Raw genomic sequence first — 22,843 nt, 5'->3', positions numbered from 1 at the left:
CGGTCACGCGGCCGCCGGGGCCGACACCGTGAGACGCAGCGCCGGGATCCGCACCGATCCGTCCTGCGCGGCCTGCCAGCGCCAGTGGGCGCCGTCGACATCGCCGCACACCAGCCCCGTCCACCCGATCGCCTCGGCACAGAGCGCGGCCAGCTCGGCCGCGTCCCCCGCCTGCGGCGCCTCCGGGACCACCAGCATCGCGCGCAGGAACCGGCGGTGGGCCGCGGCGCGCAGCGTACCGGCCCGCAGGTCGTCCTGCGGGCCGGCGGCCGGGATCTCGACACTGCCCGGACGCGGAGCCTCGACCCGCGGCATCGCCTGCGGCAGCGCGACCGTCGCACCCGTCCGGGACAGCACCGCGGCCGGGATGCCCGGCCCGCCGCGCGCCACCTCGGTGAGCAGTCCCGTCACGACGTCCGTGGCCACCTGGTGATCACCGGTCACGCTGAGCAGGCCGTCGAGCCTGCTCAGGTCCACGAACACCTTCCCGCCCTGGTCGTCCACGCCGACCCGGACGAGGAACGACGTGGGGGCGCCCGGAACCGGGGCCGCGGCACGGACGGGCCGGTCGAGCGCGCCGGCGGGCAGCCGCCAGCGGGAGCCGCCGAGGTCCTGCCAGGGCGCCGGCGGGTCGTCCTGGGTCCCCACCCACACGGTGGCGCCCGCGTCATCGACGGAGACCGCGTGGACGGCGTAGCCCTTCGGGCCGGACAGTTCGGCGACGATCCGGTGCGCGACCCGGAGCGACTCCGCGTCGGCGGCGAACGTCTGGGCCAGCCCCCTGCGGAACGCGAGCCGCCGCGCCCGGCGGCGCGGCTCGCCAAGGCGGTGGACCAGCCGGGGCAGCCAGGCGAAGGCGCGCCGCAGCCGCCGCCGGAACACGATGGCGGCGGTGAGCAGGCCGAGCAGCACCGCACCGAGCACCGCGAGCACGGCCGCGAGCGGGAGCGCGATGCGGCCGTCGGCCTGCGGTGCCGGATCGCCCGCTGGTGGCGCACCGGTCGCGCCGTCCGCCGGTGCCGTGGCGTTCCCGTCACCGCCGTTGCCGCCGTCGCCGGCGTCGTTCCCGCCGCCGGTCTCGCGGGCCAGCCGGACGTCGGGGCCGCCCGCGTCCTGCGGGAGCCGCAGGATCCAGCCCGGCCGGAGCTGGTTCGGGTCCTGCAGTGCCGAGCCGTCCGGCTGGGTGCGTCCCCGGTTGAGCTCGAAGATCTCACCGGCCCGGCCGGCGTCGCCCAGGGTGCGCGCGGCGATGACCGGCAGGGAGTCCGGCGTGCCGCCGTTCTGCTGCGCCGTCTTGACCACGTACACCTTGACGAGGTCGCCGCCCGGCGATCCCGCCGGCGCGGCGGCCGCACTCAGTGCGGCGACGTACGCCGGCACGACGGAACCCGCGGACCCACCCTGCGGACGCGACGTGATCACGGACGCGTTCGGAGAAAGCGACATGCTCGCGGCCGCGGGTGGGGTCGCGGCGGACGCGGACGTGGTCACGGATGCGGCGAGGGCGAGGGCGGGCTGGGACAGCAGTGCCGCCGCGGCGAACAGGCCCACGACCACCGGCCGCGCCCCGCGTGCGCGCACCGGCCGTGCCGGCGTCCCCGCGTCCCCGCGTCCCGGACGGACCGTCGCGCCGGCGCCAGCGCTTCTCGTCATGTGGTCCCACCCATCTCTCGGCGCCCGGCCGCGCCGGCTCGTGACACGGGCCGGCCCCGGTCCACCGGGCCTCACGGACCGGCGGATCACGGCTCACCCTTGCGATGTCACCAGGGCACACGTGACGGACTCCCAAAGGGTTCGACCTGATTTCCGGCGATGCCGACCTGGCCCGGCGGCCGGAGCCGGACACGCGAGACCGTCCTGCCGGCTTGCGGCCGCCCCAAGCTGCAGGCGGGGACGGTGCGGGCGGGCCGGGGAGGCGAGGGCGGTGCGGTCCTGCCGGGAATCCGGATGAACCCTTCGCGGTCGTGGCCCCGTGTACCGAGCGGCAGGCGCACGACATTCCGGGGGTTCGCGTGGCACGACGGCACAGCACAGGCTTCGAGGTGCTCGGCATGTCCGGCGACCCCACGCCCGGTGATCCGGACGAGATCAGGCGGCTCGCGTCCCGCTACCAGGACATCGCCGACCAGACCAGAACGGCCGCCGACATTCTCGGCAAGGGCGGCGTCGTCGAGCAGGGCGAGGGCGAGGCGATGAAGGCGCTGCGCGACCAGCTCAAGTCCCTGCCCGACAAGCTGGCCAAGACCCGGGACTCCTTCGAGACCGCGGCGTCGGCGTACAAGACCTACGCGGGACAGCTGGAAGAGGCGCAGTCCCAGGTGGACCGGGCGATGGACCAGGCCGGTCCGGCCGCCGGCACCGCCGGCCAGACCGTGCCCCAGCTTCCGGCGGACGCCACCGACGCGCAGCGGGACCAGGCCCGGCAGCAGCAGTCCGGCATCGACGCCGCCAACCAGACGATGTCCGCGGCCCGCAGCCTGGCCGAGCAGGCCAAGGGGTTGCGCGATCAGGCGGCGAGCCGCGCCGCCCAGGAGCTGGACGACGCCGCGGCCAAGGCCATCCCCGAGCGGAACTTCTTCCAGAAGATCGGCGACTTCTTCAAGGACTTCCCGTTCGTCAAGATCCTCATCGACATCCTGGTCGCCGTCGTCACGGTCTTCTTCCCGGTGGTGGGCTTCGTCCTCGGCGCGGCGCTGTTCGCGTTCCAAACAGCGATATCCATAGCATCAGGGGAGTTCAAGCTCGGTGACTTCCTGGTCGGCCTGGTGGCGATCGTCCCGGGCGCGGCCCTGTTCAAGCTGGGCGGCCGGGCGGCGACCACCATCGGCGGCAAGCTCGGCCCGCTGTTCGGCTCCGGCGCCGGCGCCGCGAAGGCCGGCGGCGCGGCGGCCGGTGCGGCGGGCTCCGGCGGCGGCTTCTTCCAGAAGATCGGCGGCAGCCTCAGCGGCATCAAGGGGACCTTCGCCAACAACAAGGTCGTCACCGTGGCCCTGGACTCCCCGGGCGGCAAGCTCATCACGGGGACGGGCGGCGAGTTCGGCAAGGGCGTCATCGAGGACGTCGCCGCCAAGGGGCTGAACGGCGAGCAGATCACTCCCGCGAACGTGCTGGCCGGCGCGGCCGGCGGCGCCCTGACCGGCGGGCTGATCAAGGGCGGCAAGGCCGCACGGGGCGGCGAGTTCGCCGGTGGCGCGTTCACCCCGCCGATCAAGGGGAACGCGCCCGCCACCGGCAACCCGGGCGCGGGCACCGCTGCCGGAGCCGGCACCCCCGCGGGAGCCGGCGTCACTCCCCCGGTCACCGCCGGCGCGGGAGCCGGGAACGCGGCCAAGCCGCCCACCTTCACGGACAACGCCATCCAGCAGGCGACCGACCTGGTCCCGGAGGGGGTCTCCGCGGCCATCAAGGTCGGCGTCGCGATCAGCGAGGGCGCCGATCCCAAGGAGGCGTTGCTCTCTGAGGCGGGGAACTTCCTGCCGAAGGCGGCCGGCTCGACCGGCAAGGGCGGCATCTCCGACAAGATCGACGGGATCATCCCGGTCAAGGGCACGCCGGCCGGGGGCCCGAACCCTCCTGCCTCCACCACGACGCCGCAGCCGTCACCGACCCCGGACACCTCGACCACGGCGGCCCAGAACACCCCGCTGCCCCCCTCCGACGGCACCACCCCGCCGCCCTCGCCCACGATCGGCCAGGGCAACACCCCACCCGCCTCACCCACCACCGGCCAGGGCACCACGCCCGCCACCGACGGCACCACCCCGCCGTCCTCGTCCACCACCGCAACCCAGGGCACCCCGGCGCCGCCCGCCGACGGCGGCACCACCCCGCCCGCCTCCCCGACCACCGCGAACGCCCAGAACACCCCGCTGCCCCCGTCCGACGGCGGCACCCCGCCGTCCTCGCCCACCACCGCAACCCAGGGCACCCCCACACCGCCCACCGACGGCGGCACCCCTCCCTCCTCGCCGACCACCCAGGGCCAGAGCACCCCGCCGCCCGCCACCGACGGCGGCACTCCGCCCTCCTCGCCTACCACCGCAACGCAGGGCAGCCCGGCGCCTGCCGACGGCGGCACTCCGCCGTCCTCCCCGACCACCGCAACCCAGGGCGCCCCGGCACCGCCTGCCGACGGCACCACCCCGCCCGCCTCGACCTCCACGAACGCCCAGAACACCCCGCTGCCCCCGTCCGACGGCGGCACCCCGCCGCCCTCGCCCACCACCGCCACCCAGGGGACCACGCCCCCCGCCGACGGCGGCACCCCGCCCGCCTCCCCGACCACCGCCACCCAGGGAACCCCGGCACCGCCCTCCCCGACCACCGGGAACGCCCCGAACCCGCCGTCGTCCGCGAGTGCGGAACCGCAGGACGTCCCGCTTCCGCCCTCGCCGACCACCCCCTGACCTTCCCGGCCCGGCCGCGCGGCCGGGCCCCACCAGACCTCCACCTGCAGGTGGACGGATCACCGATGATGGCTAGGAGACACCTCATGCCGAACTACACCGTCAACTCCGACGAGACGGCCTCGACCTCCGCGGCGCTGCTCAACGACTTCGCCCAGCTCCAGGACAAGCTCAACGAAGTGCGGGGGAAGATCCAGAACCTGCTGGCGCAGGGGTACAGCACCCCGGCCGCGCAGCAGAAGTTCCAGCCTTTCTTCGACGAGTTCGCCAAGGGCTTCGACCAGGTGAACCAGTCGCTGCAGGGCATCGGCCAGTACGTCAAGGCCGTCGGTGACGCGTTCTCGCAGACCGACGACCAGCTCGGCTCGAACCTGTCCTGACCCGCCGGCCGGGGATCCGCCTCAGGCGGGTCCCCGGCGGGGGGCGTACCGGCCCGCACGTCCCGCGGCCCGGCGGCCCCGTTCCAACGTCCCGCTCACCATCCCGGCGGCCCCGCCGCCTTCGCGCCCTTTCACGTATGAGGAATCGATTGCCGTGCGTTTGAACGTCAGCGTCCGGACCCCGCGGGACATCGGGGTCTCCACGGTCGTCGCCGTGGAGACCGATCCGTCCGCGCTGGTGGGGCGGTTGGCCGCGGAATTGGCGCAGGCCGTGGGCCCCGGCACCGGGGGGCAGGCGCCGGCGCTCTACATCGGCGCCGAGCCGCTGGACCCGCAGGCCACCCTGTACTCCGCCGGGGTGCGCGACGGCGTGGAGCTCGGGCTCGGCGCACCGCTTCCTCCGAGCCCGGATCCCGACGGTGTGGTGGAGTTGCGCGTGGTCAGCGGCCCGCGGGCCGGCACGTCCTTCCGGCTGCCGCCGGGTGAGTACGAGATCGGTGCCGCACCGACGGCGCGCGTCCGGCTGCCCGCGGGGGCGCCGCCGGTGGCCGCCCGGGTGCTGGTGCGAGTGGACCGCACGGCGGAGGTGACGGCGGGCGAGGGGACGCTGCTGGACGGCAGGCGGCCGTCCGGGACGGTCGAGTGGCCGGAGGGCAGCCAGCTCGCCGCCGGTGACACGCTGCTGGAGCTGGCGATCCCGTCGTCCAAGCGGGTGCCGCTGACGCCCGCCGCGGATGGGCTGGGCCTGGAGTTCAACCGGCCGCCGCGGTTCCGCCCGGCGCGGGGTGGCGGCCGGTTCCGGCTGCCCACCGCGCCCACCAAGCCGGACAAGCGGCCGATCCCGCTGCTGCCCATCCTGCTCGTCCCGGTGGGCGGCGCGCTGGTGGCGATCGTGTCGACCGGCCGCTGGATATTCGTGTTCCTCGCGTTGCTGTCCCCGATCGGCGCCCTGATCACCCAGTTCGGCGGGCGCAAGCAGACGCAGGTGAGCTACCAGGAGAAGCTGCGCGAGCACGAGGCGTCGATGGAGCGGGTGCGCGCGGCCGTGGACGCCGCCGTGCTGAAGGAGCAGCACACGCTCCGCTCGTCCCTGCCCGACCCGGCGTCTCTGCTGCAGACCGCCTCGCAGCCGGGAGAACGGCTGTGGGAGCGCCGCTGGCAGGACCCGGACTTCCTGGACGTCCGGGTGGGCACCGCCGACATCCCGTCCTCGCTGACCGTCGAGGACCCGGCGCTGGAGGAGTACCGCCGCACCACCGTGCCGACGCTGACCCAGGTGCCGGTGGCGATCCCGTTGCGCGCCGCCGGCGTGACCGGCGTCGCCGGCCCGCGGGCCGCGAACCTCGCCGGGTGGATGGCCGCCCAGGCCGCCGCGCTGCACAGCCCCGGCGACCTGCGCATCGTCGTGCTCGCCGGGCCGGACGGCGCGGACGCGTGGTCGTGGGTGCGCTGGCTGCCGCACTGCCAGCCGCAGGGCGAGGACGCCTACGCGCTGGTGGGCAGCACGACCGACTCGCTGGCCCGCCGCATCGGCGAGCTCGGCCAGCTGGTGGCCACCCGCATGGCGGCCGGCCCGGACGTGCGGCGCGGCGGCACCGAGGGCGCTCCGGACATCCTGATCGTCCTGGACCAGGCGCGCCGGGCGCGCTCGCTGCCCGGCGTGGTCGGGCTGCTGCGCGACGGGCCGTCGGTCGGCGTGTACACGATCTGCCTGGACCGCGAGGAGCGTTCACTTCCGGAGGAGTGCACGGCCGTGGTGGCGGTCGACCCCGAAGGCGTGCGGGTGCGCACCGTCCAGGGCGCGCCGCCGGAGAACGTGCGGGTGGACTCCCCCGAGCCCGGCTGGTACGAGGCCCTGGCCCGGGCGCTCGCGCCGTTGCGGGGGGTCGGCGACAGCGACGACAACGCCCTGCCCACCGCCGTACGGCTGCTGGACCTGCTCCGCGTCGAGCCGCCCACTCCGGACGCGATCGCCGCCGGGTGGGCGCTGTCCGGGCGCAGCACCCGGGCGATCCTCGGCGCGGGGTACGACGGCGACTTCTCGGTGGACCTGGTGCGCGACGGCCCGCACGCGCTGATCGCCGGGACCACCGGCGCCGGCAAGTCCGAGCTGCTGCAGACCCTGGTGGCCACCCTGGCGGTGGTGAACCGCCCGGACGAGATGACCTTCGTCCTGGTGGACTACAAGGGCGGCAGCGCCTTCGCCGAGTGCGCCGACCTGCCGCACACCGTCGGCCTGGTCACCGACCTGGACACCCATCTGGTGGAGCGGGCGCTGGTCTCGCTGGGCGCCGAGCTGCGCCGCCGCGAGCACCTGCTGGCCCAGGCGGGCGCGAAGGACATCGAGGACTACCTGGACAAGCGGGCGCGCGGCGGCGACGTCCTGGACCCGCTGCCCCGCCTGCTGCTGGTGATCGACGAGTTCGCGTCCATGGCCCGCGAGCTGCCGGACTTCATCTCCGGCCTGGTCAACATCGCCCAGCGGGGCCGTTCGCTCGGCATCCACCTGGTGCTGGCGACGCAGCGGCCGAGCGGCGCGGTGACCGCGGACATCCGCGCCAACACCAACCTGCGCATCGCCCTGCGCACCACGGACACCTCCGAGAGCCGCGACATCATCGACGCGCCGGACTCCGGCTCGATCTCCCCCGGCACGCCCGGCCGCGCCTACGCCCGGCTCGGCCCCTCGGCGTTGCTGCCGTTCCAGGCCGGACGGGTGGGCGGCCGGCGGCCGTCCGGCGCCGTCACCCCCTCGGCGGAGGCGCCGATCCGGGTCAGCGAGGTCGGCTGGCCGGAGCTGGGCGGGCCGCTGCCGCGGACCGTCCGCACCAAGGACGCCACCGCCGGGCAGGAGGCGATCACGGACCTGGCCGTCCTGGTGAAGGCCATCGCCGGCGCGGCCGAGATCGCCGGGGTGCCCCGGCAGCCCAGCCCGTGGCTGCCGCCGCTGCCCGAGGTGCTGGCCTGGACCGAGCCCGCCGCGCCCAAGCCGCGTGCGGACCGCGAGGCGCCCCTGCCCGCCGTCCCGTACGGCCAGGTCGACCTGCCCGCCGACCAGGACCGCCGGCCGCTCGTGCTGGACCTCGACCGGTCGGGGCACCTGCACATCATCGGCTCGCCGCGCAGCGGCCGGTCGCAGACCCTGCGCACCCTGGCCGCCGCGCTCACCCGCGCCCACGGCGTGGACGACCTGCACCTGTACGGCATCGACTGCGGCAACGGGGCGCTGAACGCGCTCACCGCGCTGCCGCACTGCGGGGTCGTCGTCGAGCGCAGCCAGATCGAGCGGGTCGGGCGGCTGCTGGACCGGCTCACCGCCGAGCTGAGCGCCCGCCAGTCGCTGCTCGGCGCGCGCGGCACCGCCGACCTGGCCGAGTACCGCCGGATGGCGCCGCTGGAGGAGCGGCCGCCGCACATCGTCGTCATGGTCGACCGGTTCGAGGTGTTCGAGCGGGAGTTCACCAACTTCGACAACGGCAGCTACCTGGAGCGGATGCTGCGGCTGCTGCGCGACGGCGCGGGCGTGGGCATCCACCTGGTGCTGGCCGGCGACCGGATCCTCGGCTCGGCCCGCTTCTCCGGCACCACCGAGGACAAGATCGTGCTGCGGCTGAACGACCGCGCGGACTACTCCTCGGTGGGGCTCACCACCCGCTCGGCGCCGTCCGACCCGCCGCCCGGACGCGGCATCCGGGTGCAGGACACCAGCGAGGTGCAGATCGCCGTCCTCGGTCCCGACCTGTCGGGTACGGCGCAGGCGTCGGTGCTGACCGCGCTGGGCGAGGAGCTGCGGGCGCGTGAGGCGGGCGTACCGGCGGCGCGGCGCCCGCTGCGCCTGGACCTGCTGCCCGACCGGATCGCCTACGAGACCGCGGCGGCGCTGCGCACCGCTCCCGGGCCGATGCGCCCGCTGGTCGCCGTGGGCGGCGACACGCTGACCGCCCTCGGCCCGGACCTCGCGGACGTGCCGACGTTCGTCATCGCCGGCCCGCCGCGCACCGGGCGCAGCACCGCGCTGCTCGCCGTGGCCCGCTCGGTGCTGGACCAGGGGGCGGGCGTGATCGTGCTCGCTCCGCGCCGCTCGCCGCTGCGCGACCTGGAGGGCAGGCCCGGCGTCCAGGCGATGATCATCGACTCGGAGGTGCCCGCCGCGACGTTCCGCGCCGCGCTCGGCAACGTGCCGCAGGACAACGCGGTGATCCTGGTGGACGACGCGGAGCTGTTCATGCAGTCGGAGATCGACAGCGACCTCGCGCTGCTGGCCCGCGGCGGGGCCGGCAACGGGTGGGGCCTGGTGCTGGCCGGCAACGCCGAGGCGCTGTCCCTGGGCCTGGCCGGATGGATCGGCCAGGTCAAGCGGAACCGGACCGGGATGCTGCTGTCACCGCAGAGCCTGAGCGACGGCGAGGTGATCGGCGTCCGGCTCACCCGCGGCCTGATCGGTCAGGCGCCGCAGCCGGGTCGCGGGCTGCTGCACCTCGGCGACGGCACGCTCACCACGGTGCAGGTGCCGAGCACGGAGTCCACCTTCTGAAAGACGGCGGCGCGCGACCGCGCGCCGCACCGGCGTGGGGCCGGCCGGGACGATCTCCCGGCCCGGCCCCACCGCCATATCGTCCCGGGCACGAGCCCCGTTCCGCGGCCGCCCTCCTCGCGGCCCCGCCAACGCGCCCGCTCCCGTGCTCCTGCCCCCTCGGCCCCGCTCCCTTCTCCGGCGCGCCCTCGGGCCGGGCATCGGTCCCCATCGGGCCCGCATCGCCCCCAGGATGTGCCGGATGGGGCGCCGGCCATGGGAGCGGGCCGGGCCGCGTCCGGCGCCAGGATCAGGATCGGGCCAGGTCAGGCACCGGCGGGAGCGGCCGCGGGCAGGAAGCGGAACGTGCCGCTGATCGCGTCGAACAGCTCGTAGACCTCCGCCCGCAGCGGCAGGTTGGGGCTGGCGCAGGTGATGATCAGGTAGTCCCGCTCGGTGCCGGGGACCGGCACCACGGTGTGCATGGTGAGCATCCGCACCGAATCCTCCGCGGTGAGCGGCGTCTCCTCGGTGCCGGTGATCCGGGCCACCTGCCCGATCTCGGGAAGGGTCACCGTGGTGACCTTCCGGTCCGACGGCTCCCCGCCGTTCCCGGAGCGCGGAGCGGTGCCCGGCCCGGACGCGGGCGCCGGGGAGAGCTGGGCGGCCAGCACCGGCAGGGTCAGCTCACGGCCCGGCGGCACGCTGATCGCGAAGACCATCGTGTAGCCGAGGAACAGCCCGTCGTCGAACATGGTCGCGGTGCCGGCGGCGAAGAGGGCGCCGCGCCGGCGGGCGGCCCTGCTGATCTCGCGGGCCTGGCGGAACAGGTCGTTGATCTCCGCCTGCTCGCGGAAGTTCCGGGCCGCGGCCATGGCGGCGGCGCGGGTCTCGGCGAGGGCCTCGCCGGTCACGTCCAGCTCGGCCCAGGAATCGGGCACGTTCAGCACGAACCGGCCGGGGGTCTGCGTCGCCTGCTCCATCACTTGCCCTCCAGGTGGGCCACGGCCTCGTCGTCGGTCTCTTTAGTCTTCTCCACGATCTGGTCCACGGCCTTCTTGATCGCCTCGGCCTGGCGGCGGAGCTGGAAGCGGCCGTCCTTCCATCGACGCTCGAAGTTCCTGGCCTCGTCGACCAACCCGGACCCCACCGCCCGGTCCAGGTCGATGCCTGTCGTGCCGGTGTCGATGTTGTCGAGGACGAACCCCAGCGACCGGGATACCGCCTCCAGCTCGTCGCCCGGAATATGGATCTTGGCCATCGTGCCCCCTCACGCGGATCGCGTCTCGCCGGTACGGCGTACCGTCTCCTTACCGGAACACGTAACGGAGGGCCACAGGAGTTCACGCCCCTTCGCTGGTCCGGCACCCTACGCCGGTCCGGTCGAAACCCGGCCCAGGTTCGGTTGAACCTTTCGCGGGTCCGCTTCGTGTTCCCCAGGTGAGAAGTGAATCCACCAGCGGGACGGCCCGCGTGCGGCCGGGCGTCCGGGCGCTGGCCGCCGCCGCCGTTCTCTGTGGGCTGGCCGCGACCGCGGGGTGCGGCAAGGTCGTGTTCATCGGCGACGCGCCGGCCTCGAGCGCGCCGCCCGCGGGGTCCGCTCCGGCCACGGCGCCCGCCACCCCGCCGCCCGCGCCCACGGCGACCGGCGGCTCGCAGGATTTCAGCGGCACCGCGCAGCCGCCGGGCAACAACACCCTGGAACTGGTCGACGGCACCGCCGCGGACAACGGGGTCAGCGGCAACGGCGGCACGGTCGTCGGGGCGGCCGTCCAGCAGGAGCCGCCGAACTGGGTGCAGCTCGTCGCCGTCCGGTCGCGTACGCTCGACGCCCACCTGGTCGACGTCAACCAGTCGACGCTCTACCGGTTCGACAAGGACGGCGCCGACCCCTCACGTACGGCCTGCGAGGGCGAGTGCGCCGTCACCTGGCCGCCGGTGACGATCAAGCAGGGCGGCAAGGTGTACGTGCGCGGCGTCCGCCCGTCGGCGGTCGGAGGGTTCAAGCGGCCCGACGGCACGGTGCAACTGACGATCGGCGGATGGCCCATCTACCGCTACTCCGGTGACAGCGCGCCCGGCGAGGAGAAGGGCCAGGGCATCGGCGGGACGTGGTTCGCGGTGGCCCCCAACGGCCAGAAAGCAGTTCCTAACCGCTGAAAACGGAACGTTCACCAGGCCCGTTCCACGTGCTGGAACACACCTCCTGAGGCACCGGTCACCGAATCGCGTTCAGTACGACAACGTCGACAAATCTCTCATACTGGGCACAGGCGAAGACAGGTGACCGCGTCCCCGATGGCCCCGATGGCCCTCGGCGGGCGCCGGGCTACAGGGGAACTGTGCCGTGGAAGTAGGGATGACGCCGAGCGGGCCCGTGCGGTTCGCCGTCCTCGGACCGGTGCTCGGCCACCGGGGCGAGGTCGAGCTGGACCTCGGGCCCCCGCGCCAGCGTGCGGTCCTCGCCACGCTGCTCGCCCGGGCCGGCCGCTCCGCGAGCCTCACCGAGATCGTCGACGTCCTGTGGGGCCAGGACCCGCCCGGCAGCGCGGTCAACGTGGTGCAGCGCCACATCGGAGCGCTGCGCCGGCTGCTGGAACCCGATCTGCCGCTTCGGGCGGCCGGGCGGTGGATCACGCGCAGCGGCGGCGGGTACCGGCTCGACCTGAACTCAGGGACGCTCGACCTGCTCCGCTTCCGTGAACTCGTCCACCAGGCCCGCGCCCTCGCCGCGGATCCCGCCCGCAGCCTGGAGCCGCTCGTAGCGGCCCTTGAGCTGTGGCGAGGGCCGGCCGCCGACGGCATCGGCGAGGAGGCACGGGCCCATCCGCTGTTCACCGCCCTGGACCAGGAGCACCTCGACGTGCTCAAGGAGGCCGCCGACGCCGGGCTGCGGGCCCGGCAGGTGACCCGCCTCGTGCCGATGCTCCTGCGGGCCGCCGAGCACAACCGCTTCGACGAGCCGCTGCACACCCGGCTGGTGCTCGCCCTGGCCGCCACCGGCCGGCGGGCCGACGCGCTGGCCGCCTACCGGGCGATGTACGCGCGGCTGGACGAGGCGCTGGGCATCGGCCCGGGGCCCGAGCTGCGCGCCGCCCACGAGCGGGTGCTCCGTGAGACGACGGCCGCGCCGGCCCCGTCCGAGCCCACTCCCCTGGCCGAGACCGCCGCGACGGTCATCGAACCCGTCCCGGCGGCTCCGGCACAGCCCGGTACGAATCCCCCCGCGCCCTCTGGCCCCGCCGCCCCGGCACAGTCCGGTACGACGGCCCCGGCGCCGTCCGATGCGGCGGCCGGTCAGCCGGGCGGCGGGGACGGAGGCGTCGCCGGCGTGGTCCCGCGAGTGCGGCCGGCGCAGCTCCCGGCGGACCTGCCCGCGTTCGCCGGCCGGCGGGACGCGCTCGCCCGGGTGCTCGACCTGCTCCCCGACCGGGACGAGCCGGGCGGCACCGTGGTGATCAGCGCGATCGGCGGCATGGCCGGCGTCGGCAAGACCACCCTCGCCGTCCACTGGGCGCACCAGATCGCCCACCGGTTCCCCGACGGCCAGCTCTATGTCAACCTGCGCGGCTTCGACGCCGGCGGGGCCGTCATGGATCCGGCCGAGGCGCTGCTCGGATTCCTGGACGCCTTCGGCGTGCCCGCGCGAGACGTGCCGGCCGGCCTGGACGCCCGCGCCGGGCTGTACCGGAGCCTGCTGGCCGACCGGCGGGTGCTGGTGCTGCTCGACAACGCGCGCGACACCACGCAGGTGCGTCCACTGCTGCCCGCCGCACCCGGCTGCCTGGCCATCGTCACCAGCCGCAACCGGCTCTCCGGCCTGGTGGCCGGGGAAGGGGCGTGCCCGCTGACCCTGGACGTGCTCTCCGACGCCGAGGCGCGCGAGTTGCTGACCCTGCGGCTCGGCGCGGCCCGGGTGGCGGCCGACCCGATCGCGGCGGCCGAGATCGCGGCCCTGTGCGGCAGGCTGCCCCTCGCCCTGGGCATCGCCGCGGCCCGCGCCCAGGCCAACCCCGGCTTCCCGCTGGCCGCCATCGCCGCCGAGCTGCGGGCGGCCCACGGCAGCCTGGACGCCTTCGGCGACGAGGACGGCACGGACATCGGCGCGGTCTTCTCCTGGTCCTACCGGGCGCTCACGCCACCCGCCGCCCGGCTGTTCCGCCTGCTCAGCCTGCATCCGGGCCCGGACGTCAGCGCCCCGGGCGCCGCCGCTCTGGCCGGCCTGCCGGTGCGCCGGACCCGCACGCTGCTGGCCGAGCTGACCCGCGCCCACCTGATCATCGAGCACGTTCCCGGCCGGTACACCCGCCATGACCTGCTGTGCGCGTACGCCGCGGAGCGCGCGGAGGCCGAGGAGGGGGCGGCCGAGCGCCGCGCGGCCGTCCGCCGCCTGGTGGATCACTACCTGCACTCGGCGCACCGGGCGGCCGGGCTGTTCTCCCGGCACCGCGACCGGATCCCGCTGCGCCCGCCCGTGCCCGGCGTCCATCCGGAGGAGATGGCCGACCAGGAGGCGGCGGCCGACTGGCTGCGCGCCGAACACGCCGTGCTGATCGCCCTCATCGACGTGGCGGCCGGCGCGGGCCTGGACGAGGCGGCCTGGCAGCTCGCCTGGGCGATCGCCCACTATCTCGACCGGCACGGGCACTGGCACGACCTGGTGTCGACCAACCGGGTCGCGCTGCAGGCCGCCCAGCGCATCGGTGACCGGGCCGGGATGGCCCACGCCCACCGCGGCCTGGCCCGGGCCATGGCCGACCTCGGGCGGAGCGAGGAGGCCATGCTGCACCTGGACCGGGCGCTGATGCTGTTCCAGGAGGCCGGGGACCAGGTGGACCGGGCGCACAGCCACCGCCAGCTCGCCTGGGTGCTGGAGCAGCGGGGCAGGAACGACGCCGCGCTCGTCCACGCGAAGCAGGCCTACGACCTGTTCCGCGCCGCGGCCCACCGGCCGGGGCAGGCCGCCTCGCTCAACGCCGTCGGCTGGTACCACGCGCTGCTCGGCGACCACGAGCAGGCGCTGGTCCACTGCCGGCGGGCGCTGGTCCTGCTGCAGGAGCTGCGGGACCACTACGGCCAGGCCGACACGCTGGACAGCATCGGGTTCGCCCTGCACCACCTGGGCCGCTACGAGGAGGCCACCACGAGCTACCAGCGGGCTCTTACGCTGTACCGGCGGTTCGGCGTCCGCTACGGCGAGCTGGACACCCTCACCCGCCTGGCCGAGACCCACCTCGCGGCCGGGCGGGCCGAGGAAGGGCGCACCGCGCTGAAGCAGGCGCTGCACGGTCTGGACGAGCTCGACCACGCCGACGCCGTCCGCGTCCGCGAACGGCTGCGCGCCCTGCACACCCCCTCGGCGACGCCCTCCGCCCGCTGACCCGGCCTCTGGGCGCGCGAGCCGCTCCGGTCAGGGGCGGCGCGGCGTCCGGTCGGGGCGGGCCGACACCACGATGGCGGTGAGGATCAGCCCGTTCGCCGCCAGCCATCGGCCGGAGAAGCCGGTGAGCTGGCGGCCCAGCACCGAGGGCCCGTTCACCAGCAGGCGGGCCGAGAAGCTGCCCTCCACCGGGTCGATCGTCACCTGGGCGTTCTCGAAGTCCAGCCAGCGCTTGGTCAGCGGGAACCACGCCTTGTAGACCGACTCCTTGGCGCTGAACAGCAGGCGGTCCCAGGAGATGCCCGGGTGGTCGCGGGTGAGCGTGCGGACGGCGGCGCGCTCCTCCGGCTGGGCGATGGAGTCCAGCACCATGGGCGACACCGGCTGGTCGGGCTCGGCGTCGATGCCGATGGTCACGGCCTCGGGGCGGGCACCGACGGCCGCGGCGCGGTATCCGGCGCAGTGGGTGATGCTGCCCACCAGGCCCTTGGGCCATTGGGGTTCACCGCGCACGCCGGGCAGCAGCGGCTGTGGCTGCACGCCGAGGGCGCCCATGGCCGTCCTCGCGCACACGCGCCCGGTGGTGAACTCCGCCCGCCTCTTGTCGACGGAGTTCCTGACCACGTCCTGCTCCTCGGCGAAGAGCCCGTCCTCGTGATCGTCGAAGGTGTCGGCCGCCGCGATCCAGGGAGGAAGAATGCTGCCGATCAGAGGCTCAGCGTTCACGGCACCACAGTAGACACCGGGACGCGCGTGTGGGGTGCCCCCGGCCGCGGACATGGCGTCAGGGCCAGAGGGAGGGGTGGGCAGGGGTACCGGTCTGGTTACGCTGAGCGGGACCGGAGGCCACGATCAGCGAGGCGTCGATCGCCCGGTTGACGGCGTCGATGCGGGAGGCGGCGCCGAGCTTGACGAAGATGTTGCGCAGGTGGCGCTTGACGGTGGCCTCGGTGGTGTTGAGCCGGGAGGCGATCTGCCGGTTGCTGAGCGCCTGTGCCACCAGCTCCAGCACCTCGCGCTCCTTGCCGGTCAGCACCTCCGCGGGAGCGCTCTCCAGCTGCGTGAGGCTCTCGTGGGAGACGGCGAGGACGGTGCGGTCGGGATCGGAGTGCACACTCCTGATCGCCGAGACCAGCTCGTGCCAGTGCACGGTCTTGAGCAGGTAGCCGCGGATGCCCGCCGCGAGGAGCCGGCGCAGCAGTTGCGGCCCGTCGTACATGCTCAGGATGATGACCTGCGTCGAGGGCGAGAGCTTGCGCATGCTGGTGACCGTGTGCGCGGCGGCCTCGCCGGGGATCTCCACGTCCAGCAGGACGATGTCCGGGCGCTTGTCCTGGACCAGCTTGATCGCGGCACTGGAAGTGCCGGCCTCGCCGACCACGACCAGGCCGTCCTGGCCCTCCAGGATCTCCCGCAGGCCCTCGCGGAACAGCGCGTGGTCGTCGACTATCGCGATCGTCGCGGGCCGGTCAGTTCTCCTGATCAAGTGATCCTCGCAGCGGCACGGTGAACTCGATGCGGGTGCCGCGTCCTACCTCGCTGGTGATGGACACCGTTCCGCCCATCAGGGTGACGCGCTCCTCGATCGACACCAGGCCGAGGCCGTTCCTGGCGGGGGGCAGCCGGGAGTCGAAGCCGCGTCCATCGTCGACCACGGAGGCGTGCAGCGCGTGGGGGGCGATGTCGACCCGGATGAGGATGGCCGACGCGTCGGCGTGGCTCAGCGCGTTGCGGGTGGCCTCGCCCAGGATGAGCAGGCACTCCTCGCCGACGGCCGGGCTCAGCCAGCTCTCGTCGCCGTTGACCAGCAGCTCCACGCCGGCGTCGTCCGCGCCGATCAGCTCCAGGTGGGCGAGCAGTGCCTTCTCCAGGCCCTGCATGGACTCGTGGGGGTGCAGGCCGGAGGTGAGCTGCCGCAGCCGGCGCATGGCCTCCTGGATGGCCTCCTGTGCTCGCTCGATCTTGACGGCGGCGGTGGCGGGGGCGTCGTTCCTGAGCATGGAGGCGAGCTCGGCCTGCCGGTGGGCGACGCTGAGGCACTGGCCGATGCGGTCGTGCAGTTCTCTGGCGATGCGCCGGCGCTCGGCGAGGTGCGCTTCGTGGACCTTGCTGAGCAGGAAGCCCGCGTAGCCGTTCGCGGCCTCCCTGATGCGCAGCGAAATGCTCTCTTCGAGGATCGTCACCAGGCGGCGGAGCAGATGGGCGCTCTCGGAGTCGCCCTGCATCCGCCGGCTGAGCGTGGTGAAAGCGGTGCGGAAGAACACCGAGGCGGCGAGCAGGGACTCCCTGGGATGGACTCCCTCGGTCTCCTCCGTGGTGGCCAGGCCCCGGGCGATCGCGGCGAGGGACTCTTCGGTGGGCGGGAGACCGCTGCGCACCGCCCGGCCCATGTCGGTCAGGATCTGATTCGCCTTGACCATGAGCTGCTCTTTCCCCCGCTCATCCTGGACAAGGAGGCTGCCCACGGCACGGAGGTCCCGCTCGAAATTGTCCAGGATTTCGGCCCTGCACTCTTCAATTAGTACGAATGTTGCTTTAGCCCCGTCAGACGGCCGACCGGCCCCTACTCCTACCTCATCCGCCCTGTCCACCCACACCGTGCCCCCTTTCGCAACCTCCCAGATACCCCACATTTTGGGTCATTGCCGACCAGTAGGCAACCGGAAGGAGGTGGAGTTCCCCCCGGTCCGGACAACCCGAGGGGCCCTCAACTATTGTTGGACTAATTGTCCAGCCGGGTGAACAACCCGTGAACCTGCGGATTCGCAGGGAAACCATTCGCCGGCCCCCGAGCGGCCGAGCGGCCTGCCCGGCGGTATTCAGAGCATGGCCGGGCCGGCTTTGGAGAGATCGGACCTGTGGCTGATGTTCAGCTTGCGGTAGACCCGGGTCAGGTGCTGCTCGACGGTGCTCACCGTGATGAACAGTTTGGCCGCGATCTCGCGGTTGGAGTAGCCGACCGTCGCAAGGCCCGCCACCCGGCGCTCGGCGTCGCTGAGGATCGCCACCACCTTGCTCGGCTCGGCCTCGTACCCGTCTCCCGGGAAGCCCTCGTCGGACAGGGCCTGGCTCAGCGGGCGCGCCCCGCACTCCTGCGCCAGGCTGCGCGCGCGGCCGGCGATGATGCCCGCCCTGCGGAACTCCCCGACGCCGTGGTAGGCCTCGGTGAGGTCGAACAGCGACCTGGCCAGCTCGTACCGGTCGCCGCTGACCTGCAGCCGCTCGGATGCCTGGCGCAGCAGCATGGGCCGGTGCCGTACCTCGGCGGCGGCGGCCAGCATCCGCAGGGCAACGCCGTCGGCGCGCGCGCTGCCCGGGCCGCTGCGGGCGAGCTGCTCCTCGGCCAGGGCGCGGGCCGTGTCCCGGTCGCCCAGCCGGATGTGCGCCTCGGCGACGTCGGTCCGCCAGGGAACGAAGCCGGGGACGTCCATGTCCCAGCGGACCACCAGGTCGCCGCAGAGCTGGAAGTCGCGCAACGCCGACGCCGGGTTGTCCACGGCGAGCTGGTAGCGCCCGCGAGCCTGCAGGTAGTGCAGGCCGAACCTGGTCTGCAGCATCCCCTCGGGCACCGGCCGGTTGACCTGCTCGAACGCCTCGTCGTAGCGCCCCATCGCGGTGATGGCGAGCAGCAGGGTCGCCAGCGGTCCGCCCAGCGCCACGCCCCAGGCGGCCGGACTGATGATCTCCAGTGCCGAGCGGGCGAGCGCGGCGGCCCTGGCGAGGTCCCCTTGGCGCAGGGCGGTCTCCGCCCTGATCGCGGTGAGGCGGGCCTGGCGGGCCCGCGCGCCGCGGGAACGCGCCTGGGTCAGGAACGTGTCGCACCAGGATGCCGCCCGCTCGGCCTGGCCGCCGTAGACCAGGGCGAGCAGCGCGCTCTCCACGGTGTCCATGGACATGTCGGCCAGGCACGAGCCGCGCAGGATGCGCTCGGCCGTGGCCGGCAGTTCCTCGGCCGGCCCGTCGGTGAGCACCGAGGCCAGGGCGCGGATCGACTCAAGGCGCCTGCTCATCCGCATCGGCAGCACCGCCTCGCTGGGCTCGCGGGTCACGGTGCCGTCCATGTGCGGGACCATGCCGGGCACCGAGCAGCGCAGCCAGGCCCGGGTCCCCGACAGTTCCGCCATCGTGCCCGGCCCGCCGCCGGCGAAGCCCTTGAGCAGGTCCAGCACGTCACGGGCCTCGCCCAGCCTGCCGTGCCAGAGCAGGGCACGGGCCAGGAAGGCGGCGTCGCCCCCGCGCAGGCGGCCCTCGCGCAGAGCGTCGGTCAGCTCGCCGATCAGGGCCGTCCGCCCGTTGGGGTCCACGCGCCAGTCGGCGCGCAGCAGCAGCGCCGCGATCATGGCGCGCTGACGCTCGTCCGCGCAGCCGCGCAGGGCGAGCTCGAGGTAGGCGACCGCGGGCGCCACCTCACCGTCGCCGAGCCGGCAGCGGGCCGCCGACTCCAGCACCGGAACGGCCCAGGGGACATCGGTGAAGTCGGCCCGGATCAGTTGCTCGGCCACCGCGACGTCGGCCGCGCCCTCGTCGTACAGCAGCTCGGCGGTGCGCCGGTGCATCTGCTGCCGCTTGTCGGCGCCCAGCTCGGCGAGTACGGACGACCTCGCCACCTCGTGCCGGAACCGGCCCGACTCCAGCAGGCCCACGGCCTCCAGCCACCCCATCGACGGCGGCACCGCTATGCCGTCCAGGCCCGCCAGCCGTGCGACGAGCTCCGGGTCGTCCAGCGCGGCGAGCCACCTGGCCGCCTCCAGCAGCGCGGGGTCGGCGCGGTGCAGGCAGGACAGGACGGCCTCGCCGTAGCGGGCGGCGGGCCAGGCGCCGCCCGCCTCGTAGTCCTCCATCAGGCCCTGCAGCAGGAGCGGGTTTCCGCCGCTGAGCGCGTACCACTCCGGCACCAGCCGTTCGGCCGTCTCGTGCCCCAGCCGCTCGCCGGCGAGGCTCAGCACCGCCTCGCGCGACAGCGGCGCCAGCCGGACAACGGTGCAGTGCGGCTGGCGCAGCATCTCGGTCGGGAAGAATTTGTGGGTGTTGCCGGTGTGGTCGGCCTGGCTGAACACCGCCATGATCGGTGAGTACCTGGCGCGGCGCATCAGGTAGGACAGGAACAGCAGCGACGCGCGGTCGGCGTAGTGGACGTCGTCCACCACGATCGCCAGCGGGCGGCGCTCGGACAGCGACAGCAGCACCGAGCACAGGGTGTGGACGACCTCGGCGTCCGCCTGCGCGAAGCCCTCCGCCCCTTCCGGGCAGGCGATCCCGGTGACCTGCCGCAGCACGTCCATCGCCCCGTCACGCACCTCCTCGGTGAGCGGCGCGTTGCAGAAGAGCTGGCCGAGCACCCCGAGGGCGAGATCGCTCTCGGCCCGCGACGCGGTCGCCACCAGGGGCAGAACTCCGACGTCACCGGCCTGGTCGGCGAACGCGTGCAGCAACTCGCTCTTGCCGGTGGCGACCACCCCGGTCACCATCGCCACCCGCCCCCGGCCGGCGACCGCCTCGTCCAGCAGGGTGCGCAGGGACGTCATCGCCCCGTCTCGTTCTGAAAGCCTCATACGAAAGGCCCTCACATTCGCCGGGCGGACAATGTGCGGCGGGCGATATCGAATTCCTCTGACATTCTCGCGTCACTACCTCTCCGCAGCGCGTCTGGCCGACGCCGACACGCTACGTCCAGGCCAGGGGCGCCCAGAAGGCGGCTGCGCCTTAATATCGCCGGTCACGCCACACGGTCCGGCCGGCCTACAACTTTTGATACCGCCACCCGGGCGGCGGAAAAAGCGGTGGCGCTTCCGCCGCCTCTGCGGAAATGATAGGCGCGTCGCGCGGGGGCCGGCGAAAACCGTGAAGCCGGGCGCTTCGGCCCGGCTTCACGGCCGTTCTGGAACGGTCCCGGACGGAATACCGCAGGCCGCCGGGCGGCGGCAATCTATTTGATTTTTCAACCAGTTATTCGGCGATCCTCGTACTGGTGGTCCAGCGGTAGATCAGACCCTGGCAGTCGCCGTCCATGTGGTAATGCTCCGCGGTCCGCTCGAAATGCTCGTAGCCGCTCTTGTGCAGAATCTTGACCTTCTGGTCCTCCGTCCCGGCCAGCCGGAACCGGGCGGTGTCCAGGAAGTCGGCAGGGCCGCCCACCAGGACGATGTTGACGTCGTACCCACCGTCCGCGGAAATCGCGCACCCGGCGGGCGCCTCGTGCGTTTCTTGGATGTGCGTCATGAAACCTCCACACATTGGGTGTCGCCGGCATTCGGAGCGGCCGCCGGCGGGGCCGGTCCCCCGGGTCGGTGTGGTCGGGCGTCTTCCCGGGGCCCTTGCGATCAGGCGTCGCGCGACCAGCGGAACGTCTTCATGGCCAGCAGCACCCCGCCGACGCACCACGCGGCGAGCACCAGGGCGATCATCGGGTGCTCCCAGGCGCCGGCCGGCTCGGCGGCGGCGGCCTGCTCGGGCAGGAACACCGACCGCATGCCCTGGGTGATCCACTTGAGCGGGAACAGGGCCGCGACGTGCTGGATCAGCACGGGCACGTTGGAGAAGGGGAAGTAGACGCCGGAGCAGAACTGCAGGACCAGGAAGGGCAGCGTGATGATCGCGTTGGCGCCGCGCGACGACTTCGGCAGGCTGCTGGCCACGATGCCGAGCAGCGTGCAGGCCACGCCGCCGAGGGCCAGCACCCAGGCGAAGGTCACCCACCGGTCCAGCGTGCCGGGCAGCTGGACGTCGAACAGCAGCACGCCGACCGTGACCAGGATCGCGACCTCGGCCACCATGCACACCAGCACTTGGATGATCTTGCCGCCGAAGTAGGCGATCCGCGGCGTCGGCATGCCGTACAGCCGCTTCAGCGTCCCGTCGTCGCGCTCCAGGGCGATGTTGATCCCGAGGTTCTGGAACGAGGTGCTCATGATGCCGGCGCCGATCATCCCGGCGGTCATCAGCTGGGCCCCGGTGACGCCCGGCACTCCCGGCGTGCGTCCGGCCATGGACCCGAGCAGGATCAGCATGATCGCCGGAAGGGAGAAGATGACGATGAACTGCCCCTTGGTGCGGAAGAAGCTCTTGAGTTCGAGCCGGCCGCGGGCGAGGGCGAGGCGGAACGCGCTGGGCATGCGCGCCGCGGGGGCCGGGGTGGCGGTCTTCGCCGGTTGGACGGGCAGTGTGGTCGTCACGGCAGCTCTCCGATAAGGCCGAGGTAGATGTCTTCGAGGGTCGGCCGTGTGACGGTCAGCTCGGGGATCTCTCCGTCGAACGACCCGGCGAGCTCGGCGACGACCCGGGTGGGCGTCGCGGTCCGCACACTGTGCTCGCCGTCCGGTCCGCACCAGCTCACGGTGGCCTCCGCCTGGGCGCGGCCGGCCAGCGTGGCGGGCTCCCCGGCCGCGACGATGCGGCCGCCCGCGATCACGCCGACCCGGCGGGCCAGGGCCTCGGCCTCGTCCAGGTAGTGGGTGGTCAGCAGGATGGTGGTGCCTTCGTTCGCGAGCTGCGAGATCAGCTTCCAGAACTGGCGGCGGGCCTCGGGGTCGAACCCCGTGGTCGGCTCGTCGAGGAAGACCAGGTCAGGGCGGCCCACGACGCCGAGCGCCACGTCGACTCTGCGCCGCTGCCCGCCGGACAGCGTGCGGACGCGGGCGTCGGCCTTGCCGGTCAGCCCGACGAGCTCGATCACCTCGTCCGGGTCGCGCGGCCGGGGGTAGTACCGCGCGTAGTGGTGCACCGTCTCGCGGACGGTGAGCTCCGCCGCGTCCGTGGCCGACTGCAGCACGATGCCGAGCCGGGCCCGCCAGCTCCGCCCGGCCTGGCCCGGGTCCTCGCCGAGGACGCTGACCTCGCCGCCGTCCCGCCGGCGATGCCCTTCGAGGATCTCGACGGTCGTCGTCTTGCCGGCGCCGTTCGGTCCGAGGAGGGCGAAGACCTCGCCCCGAGCGATGTCCAGGTCGATGCCGTCGACGGCGGCCACATCGCCGTACACCTTGCGGAGCTCACGTACACGTACCGCTGTGTCGCTCATGTCCAACAGGGTTGGGGATCAGAGGAACCCGCGATATTCACCCTTCGGTCACCCCGATATACGTCCTTCGATACCCCTACCGGACGTTCTCCCAGGTGGCAGGGCCGCACGGCCCGCGGCCGGTCATCGGTGGACCGGCCCCGGTGGACC

15 protein-coding genes are annotated in these 22,843 nt (G+C 73.8%); 5 read left to right on the top strand and 10 right to left on the bottom strand.

The annotated features are described in order from the left end of the window. Nucleotides 1-3 precede the first annotated feature (3 nt). On the bottom strand, nucleotides 4-1,653 hold the full coding sequence (locus IEY93_RS30800; RefSeq protein WP_189166663.1) for a LysM peptidoglycan-binding domain-containing protein: 1,650 nt from the start codon (nucleotides 1,651-1,653) through the stop codon (nucleotides 4-6). Between the two features lie 311 nt (nucleotides 1,654-1,964). Between IEY93_RS30800 and IEY93_RS30795 the strand changes: the two genes are divergently transcribed. The 3 genes from IEY93_RS30795 (at nucleotide 1,965) to IEY93_RS30785 (ending at nucleotide 9,320) form a co-directional block, all read left to right on the top strand. Then, nucleotides 1,965-4,406, top strand: coding sequence for a putative T7SS-secreted protein (locus IEY93_RS30795; RefSeq protein WP_189166662.1), 2,442 nt, complete (start codon nucleotides 1,965-1,967; stop codon nucleotides 4,404-4,406). A gap of 86 nt (nucleotides 4,407-4,492) precedes the next feature. After that, nucleotides 4,493-4,786 (top strand): WXG100 family type VII secretion target, encoded by a 294-nt coding sequence (locus IEY93_RS30790; RefSeq protein WP_189166661.1) that lies wholly within the window; start codon nucleotides 4,493-4,495, stop codon nucleotides 4,784-4,786. Nucleotides 4,787-4,940: 154 nt separating this feature from the next. Next, the gene (locus IEY93_RS30785) at nucleotides 4,941-9,320 is read left to right on the top strand and encodes an FtsK/SpoIIIE domain-containing protein (protein ID WP_203968960.1); all 4,380 of its coding nucleotides are present in this window, start codon (nucleotides 4,941-4,943) and stop codon (nucleotides 9,318-9,320) included. 305 nt (nucleotides 9,321-9,625) lie between these two features. On the opposite strand, the gene IEY93_RS30780 is transcribed toward IEY93_RS30785, so the two are convergent. Together IEY93_RS30780 and IEY93_RS30775 are read right to left on the bottom strand one after the other, a co-directional pair. After that, a complete protein-coding gene (locus tag IEY93_RS30780) occupies nucleotides 9,626-10,282 on the bottom strand; it encodes a hypothetical protein (RefSeq protein WP_189166660.1) in 657 nt (218 codons plus the stop codon). Continuing rightward, complete coding sequence (locus IEY93_RS30775) at nucleotides 10,282-10,560, bottom strand: hypothetical protein (RefSeq protein WP_189166659.1); 279 nt, start codon at nucleotides 10,558-10,560, stop codon at nucleotides 10,282-10,284. Before IEY93_RS30775 ends, IEY93_RS30780 begins: the two co-directional genes overlap by 1 nt. Nucleotides 10,561-10,739: 179 nt before the next feature. On the opposite strand from IEY93_RS30775, the gene IEY93_RS30770 reads away from it, so the two are divergent. Together IEY93_RS30770 and IEY93_RS30765 are read left to right on the top strand one after the other, a co-directional pair. Further along, nucleotides 10,740-11,459: a hypothetical protein gene (locus IEY93_RS30770; RefSeq protein WP_203968958.1), complete on the top strand. Its 720-nt coding sequence runs from the start codon at nucleotides 10,740-10,742 to the stop codon at nucleotides 11,457-11,459. A 199-nt stretch (nucleotides 11,460-11,658) separates the two neighbouring features. Beyond that, nucleotides 11,659-14,679: an AfsR/SARP family transcriptional regulator gene (locus IEY93_RS30765; RefSeq protein ID WP_189166658.1), complete on the top strand. Its 3,021-nt coding sequence runs from the start codon at nucleotides 11,659-11,661 to the stop codon at nucleotides 14,677-14,679. Nucleotides 14,680-14,709: 30 nt separating this feature from the next. On the opposite strand, the gene IEY93_RS30760 is transcribed toward IEY93_RS30765, so the two are convergent. The 7 genes from IEY93_RS30760 to IEY93_RS30730 all read right to left on the bottom strand — a co-directional run bounded on the left by IEY93_RS30760 (nucleotide 14,710) and on the right by IEY93_RS30730 (nucleotide 22,693). Then, nucleotides 14,710-15,405 (bottom strand): 4'-phosphopantetheinyl transferase family protein, encoded by a 696-nt coding sequence (locus IEY93_RS30760; protein ID WP_229691622.1) that lies wholly within the window; start codon nucleotides 15,403-15,405, stop codon nucleotides 14,710-14,712. Nucleotides 15,406-15,463: 58 nt separating this feature from the next. Further along, nucleotides 15,464-16,165 (bottom strand): response regulator, encoded by a 702-nt coding sequence (locus tag IEY93_RS30755; RefSeq protein WP_203968956.1) that lies wholly within the window; start codon nucleotides 16,163-16,165, stop codon nucleotides 15,464-15,466. After that, entirely contained in the window at nucleotides 16,149-17,099 is a 951-nt protein-coding gene (locus IEY93_RS30750) for a sensor histidine kinase (protein WP_189166656.1), read from the bottom strand. The genes IEY93_RS30755 and IEY93_RS30750 overlap by 17 nt, the downstream gene beginning before the upstream one ends. Before the next feature lie 399 nt (nucleotides 17,100-17,498). After that, entirely contained in the window at nucleotides 17,499-20,231 is a 2,733-nt protein-coding gene (locus tag IEY93_RS30745; protein ID WP_189166655.1) for a helix-turn-helix transcriptional regulator, read from the bottom strand. 394 nt (nucleotides 20,232-20,625) lie between these two features. Continuing rightward, nucleotides 20,626-20,898 (bottom strand): DUF5988 family protein, encoded by a 273-nt coding sequence (locus IEY93_RS30740; RefSeq protein ID WP_189166654.1) that lies wholly within the window; start codon nucleotides 20,896-20,898, stop codon nucleotides 20,626-20,628. Nucleotides 20,899-20,999: 101 nt separating this feature from the next. Next, on the bottom strand, nucleotides 21,000-21,851 hold the full coding sequence (locus IEY93_RS30735) for an ABC transporter permease (RefSeq protein ID WP_229691620.1): 852 nt from the start codon (nucleotides 21,849-21,851) through the stop codon (nucleotides 21,000-21,002). Further along, entirely contained in the window at nucleotides 21,848-22,693 is an 846-nt protein-coding gene (locus tag IEY93_RS30730; RefSeq protein WP_189166653.1) for an ABC transporter ATP-binding protein, read from the bottom strand. Before IEY93_RS30730 ends, IEY93_RS30735 begins: the two co-directional genes overlap by 4 nt. Between the last annotated feature and the right edge of the window lie 150 nt (nucleotides 22,694-22,843).

Origin of the sequence: Sphaerisporangium melleum (assembly GCF_014646695.1) — a bacterium.
Classification (GTDB): Bacteria; Actinomycetota; Actinomycetes; order Streptosporangiales; family Streptosporangiaceae; genus Sphaerisporangium; species Sphaerisporangium melleum.
Note: the sequence above shows the minus strand (reverse complement) of the source record. Positions and strands in the feature narration are given on the sequence as shown.

Coding starts and splice junctions, on each gene's coding strand:
- IEY93_RS30790 (WP_189166661.1), top strand. CDS start 4,493: ATGCCGAACTACACCGTCAACTCCGACGAGACGGCCTCGACCTCCGCG.
- IEY93_RS30745 (WP_189166655.1), bottom strand. CDS start 20,231: ATGAGGCTTTCAGAACGAGACGGGGCGATGACGTCCCTGCGCACCCTG.
- IEY93_RS30765 (WP_189166658.1), top strand. CDS start 11,659: ATGACGCCGAGCGGGCCCGTGCGGTTCGCCGTCCTCGGACCGGTGCTC.
- IEY93_RS30730 (WP_189166653.1), bottom strand. CDS start 22,693: ATGAGCGACACAGCGGTACGTGTACGTGAGCTCCGCAAGGTGTACGGC.
- IEY93_RS30750 (WP_189166656.1), bottom strand. CDS start 17,099: ATGGTCAAGGCGAATCAGATCCTGACCGACATGGGCCGGGCGGTGCGC.
- IEY93_RS30740 (WP_189166654.1), bottom strand. CDS start 20,898: ATGACGCACATCCAAGAAACGCACGAGGCGCCCGCCGGGTGCGCGATT.
- IEY93_RS30780 (WP_189166660.1), bottom strand. CDS start 10,282: ATGGAGCAGGCGACGCAGACCCCCGGCCGGTTCGTGCTGAACGTGCCC.
- IEY93_RS30800 (WP_189166663.1), bottom strand. CDS start 1,653: ATGACGAGAAGCGCTGGCGCCGGCGCGACGGTCCGTCCGGGACGCGGG.
- IEY93_RS30775 (WP_189166659.1), bottom strand. CDS start 10,560: ATGGCCAAGATCCATATTCCGGGCGACGAGCTGGAGGCGGTATCCCGG.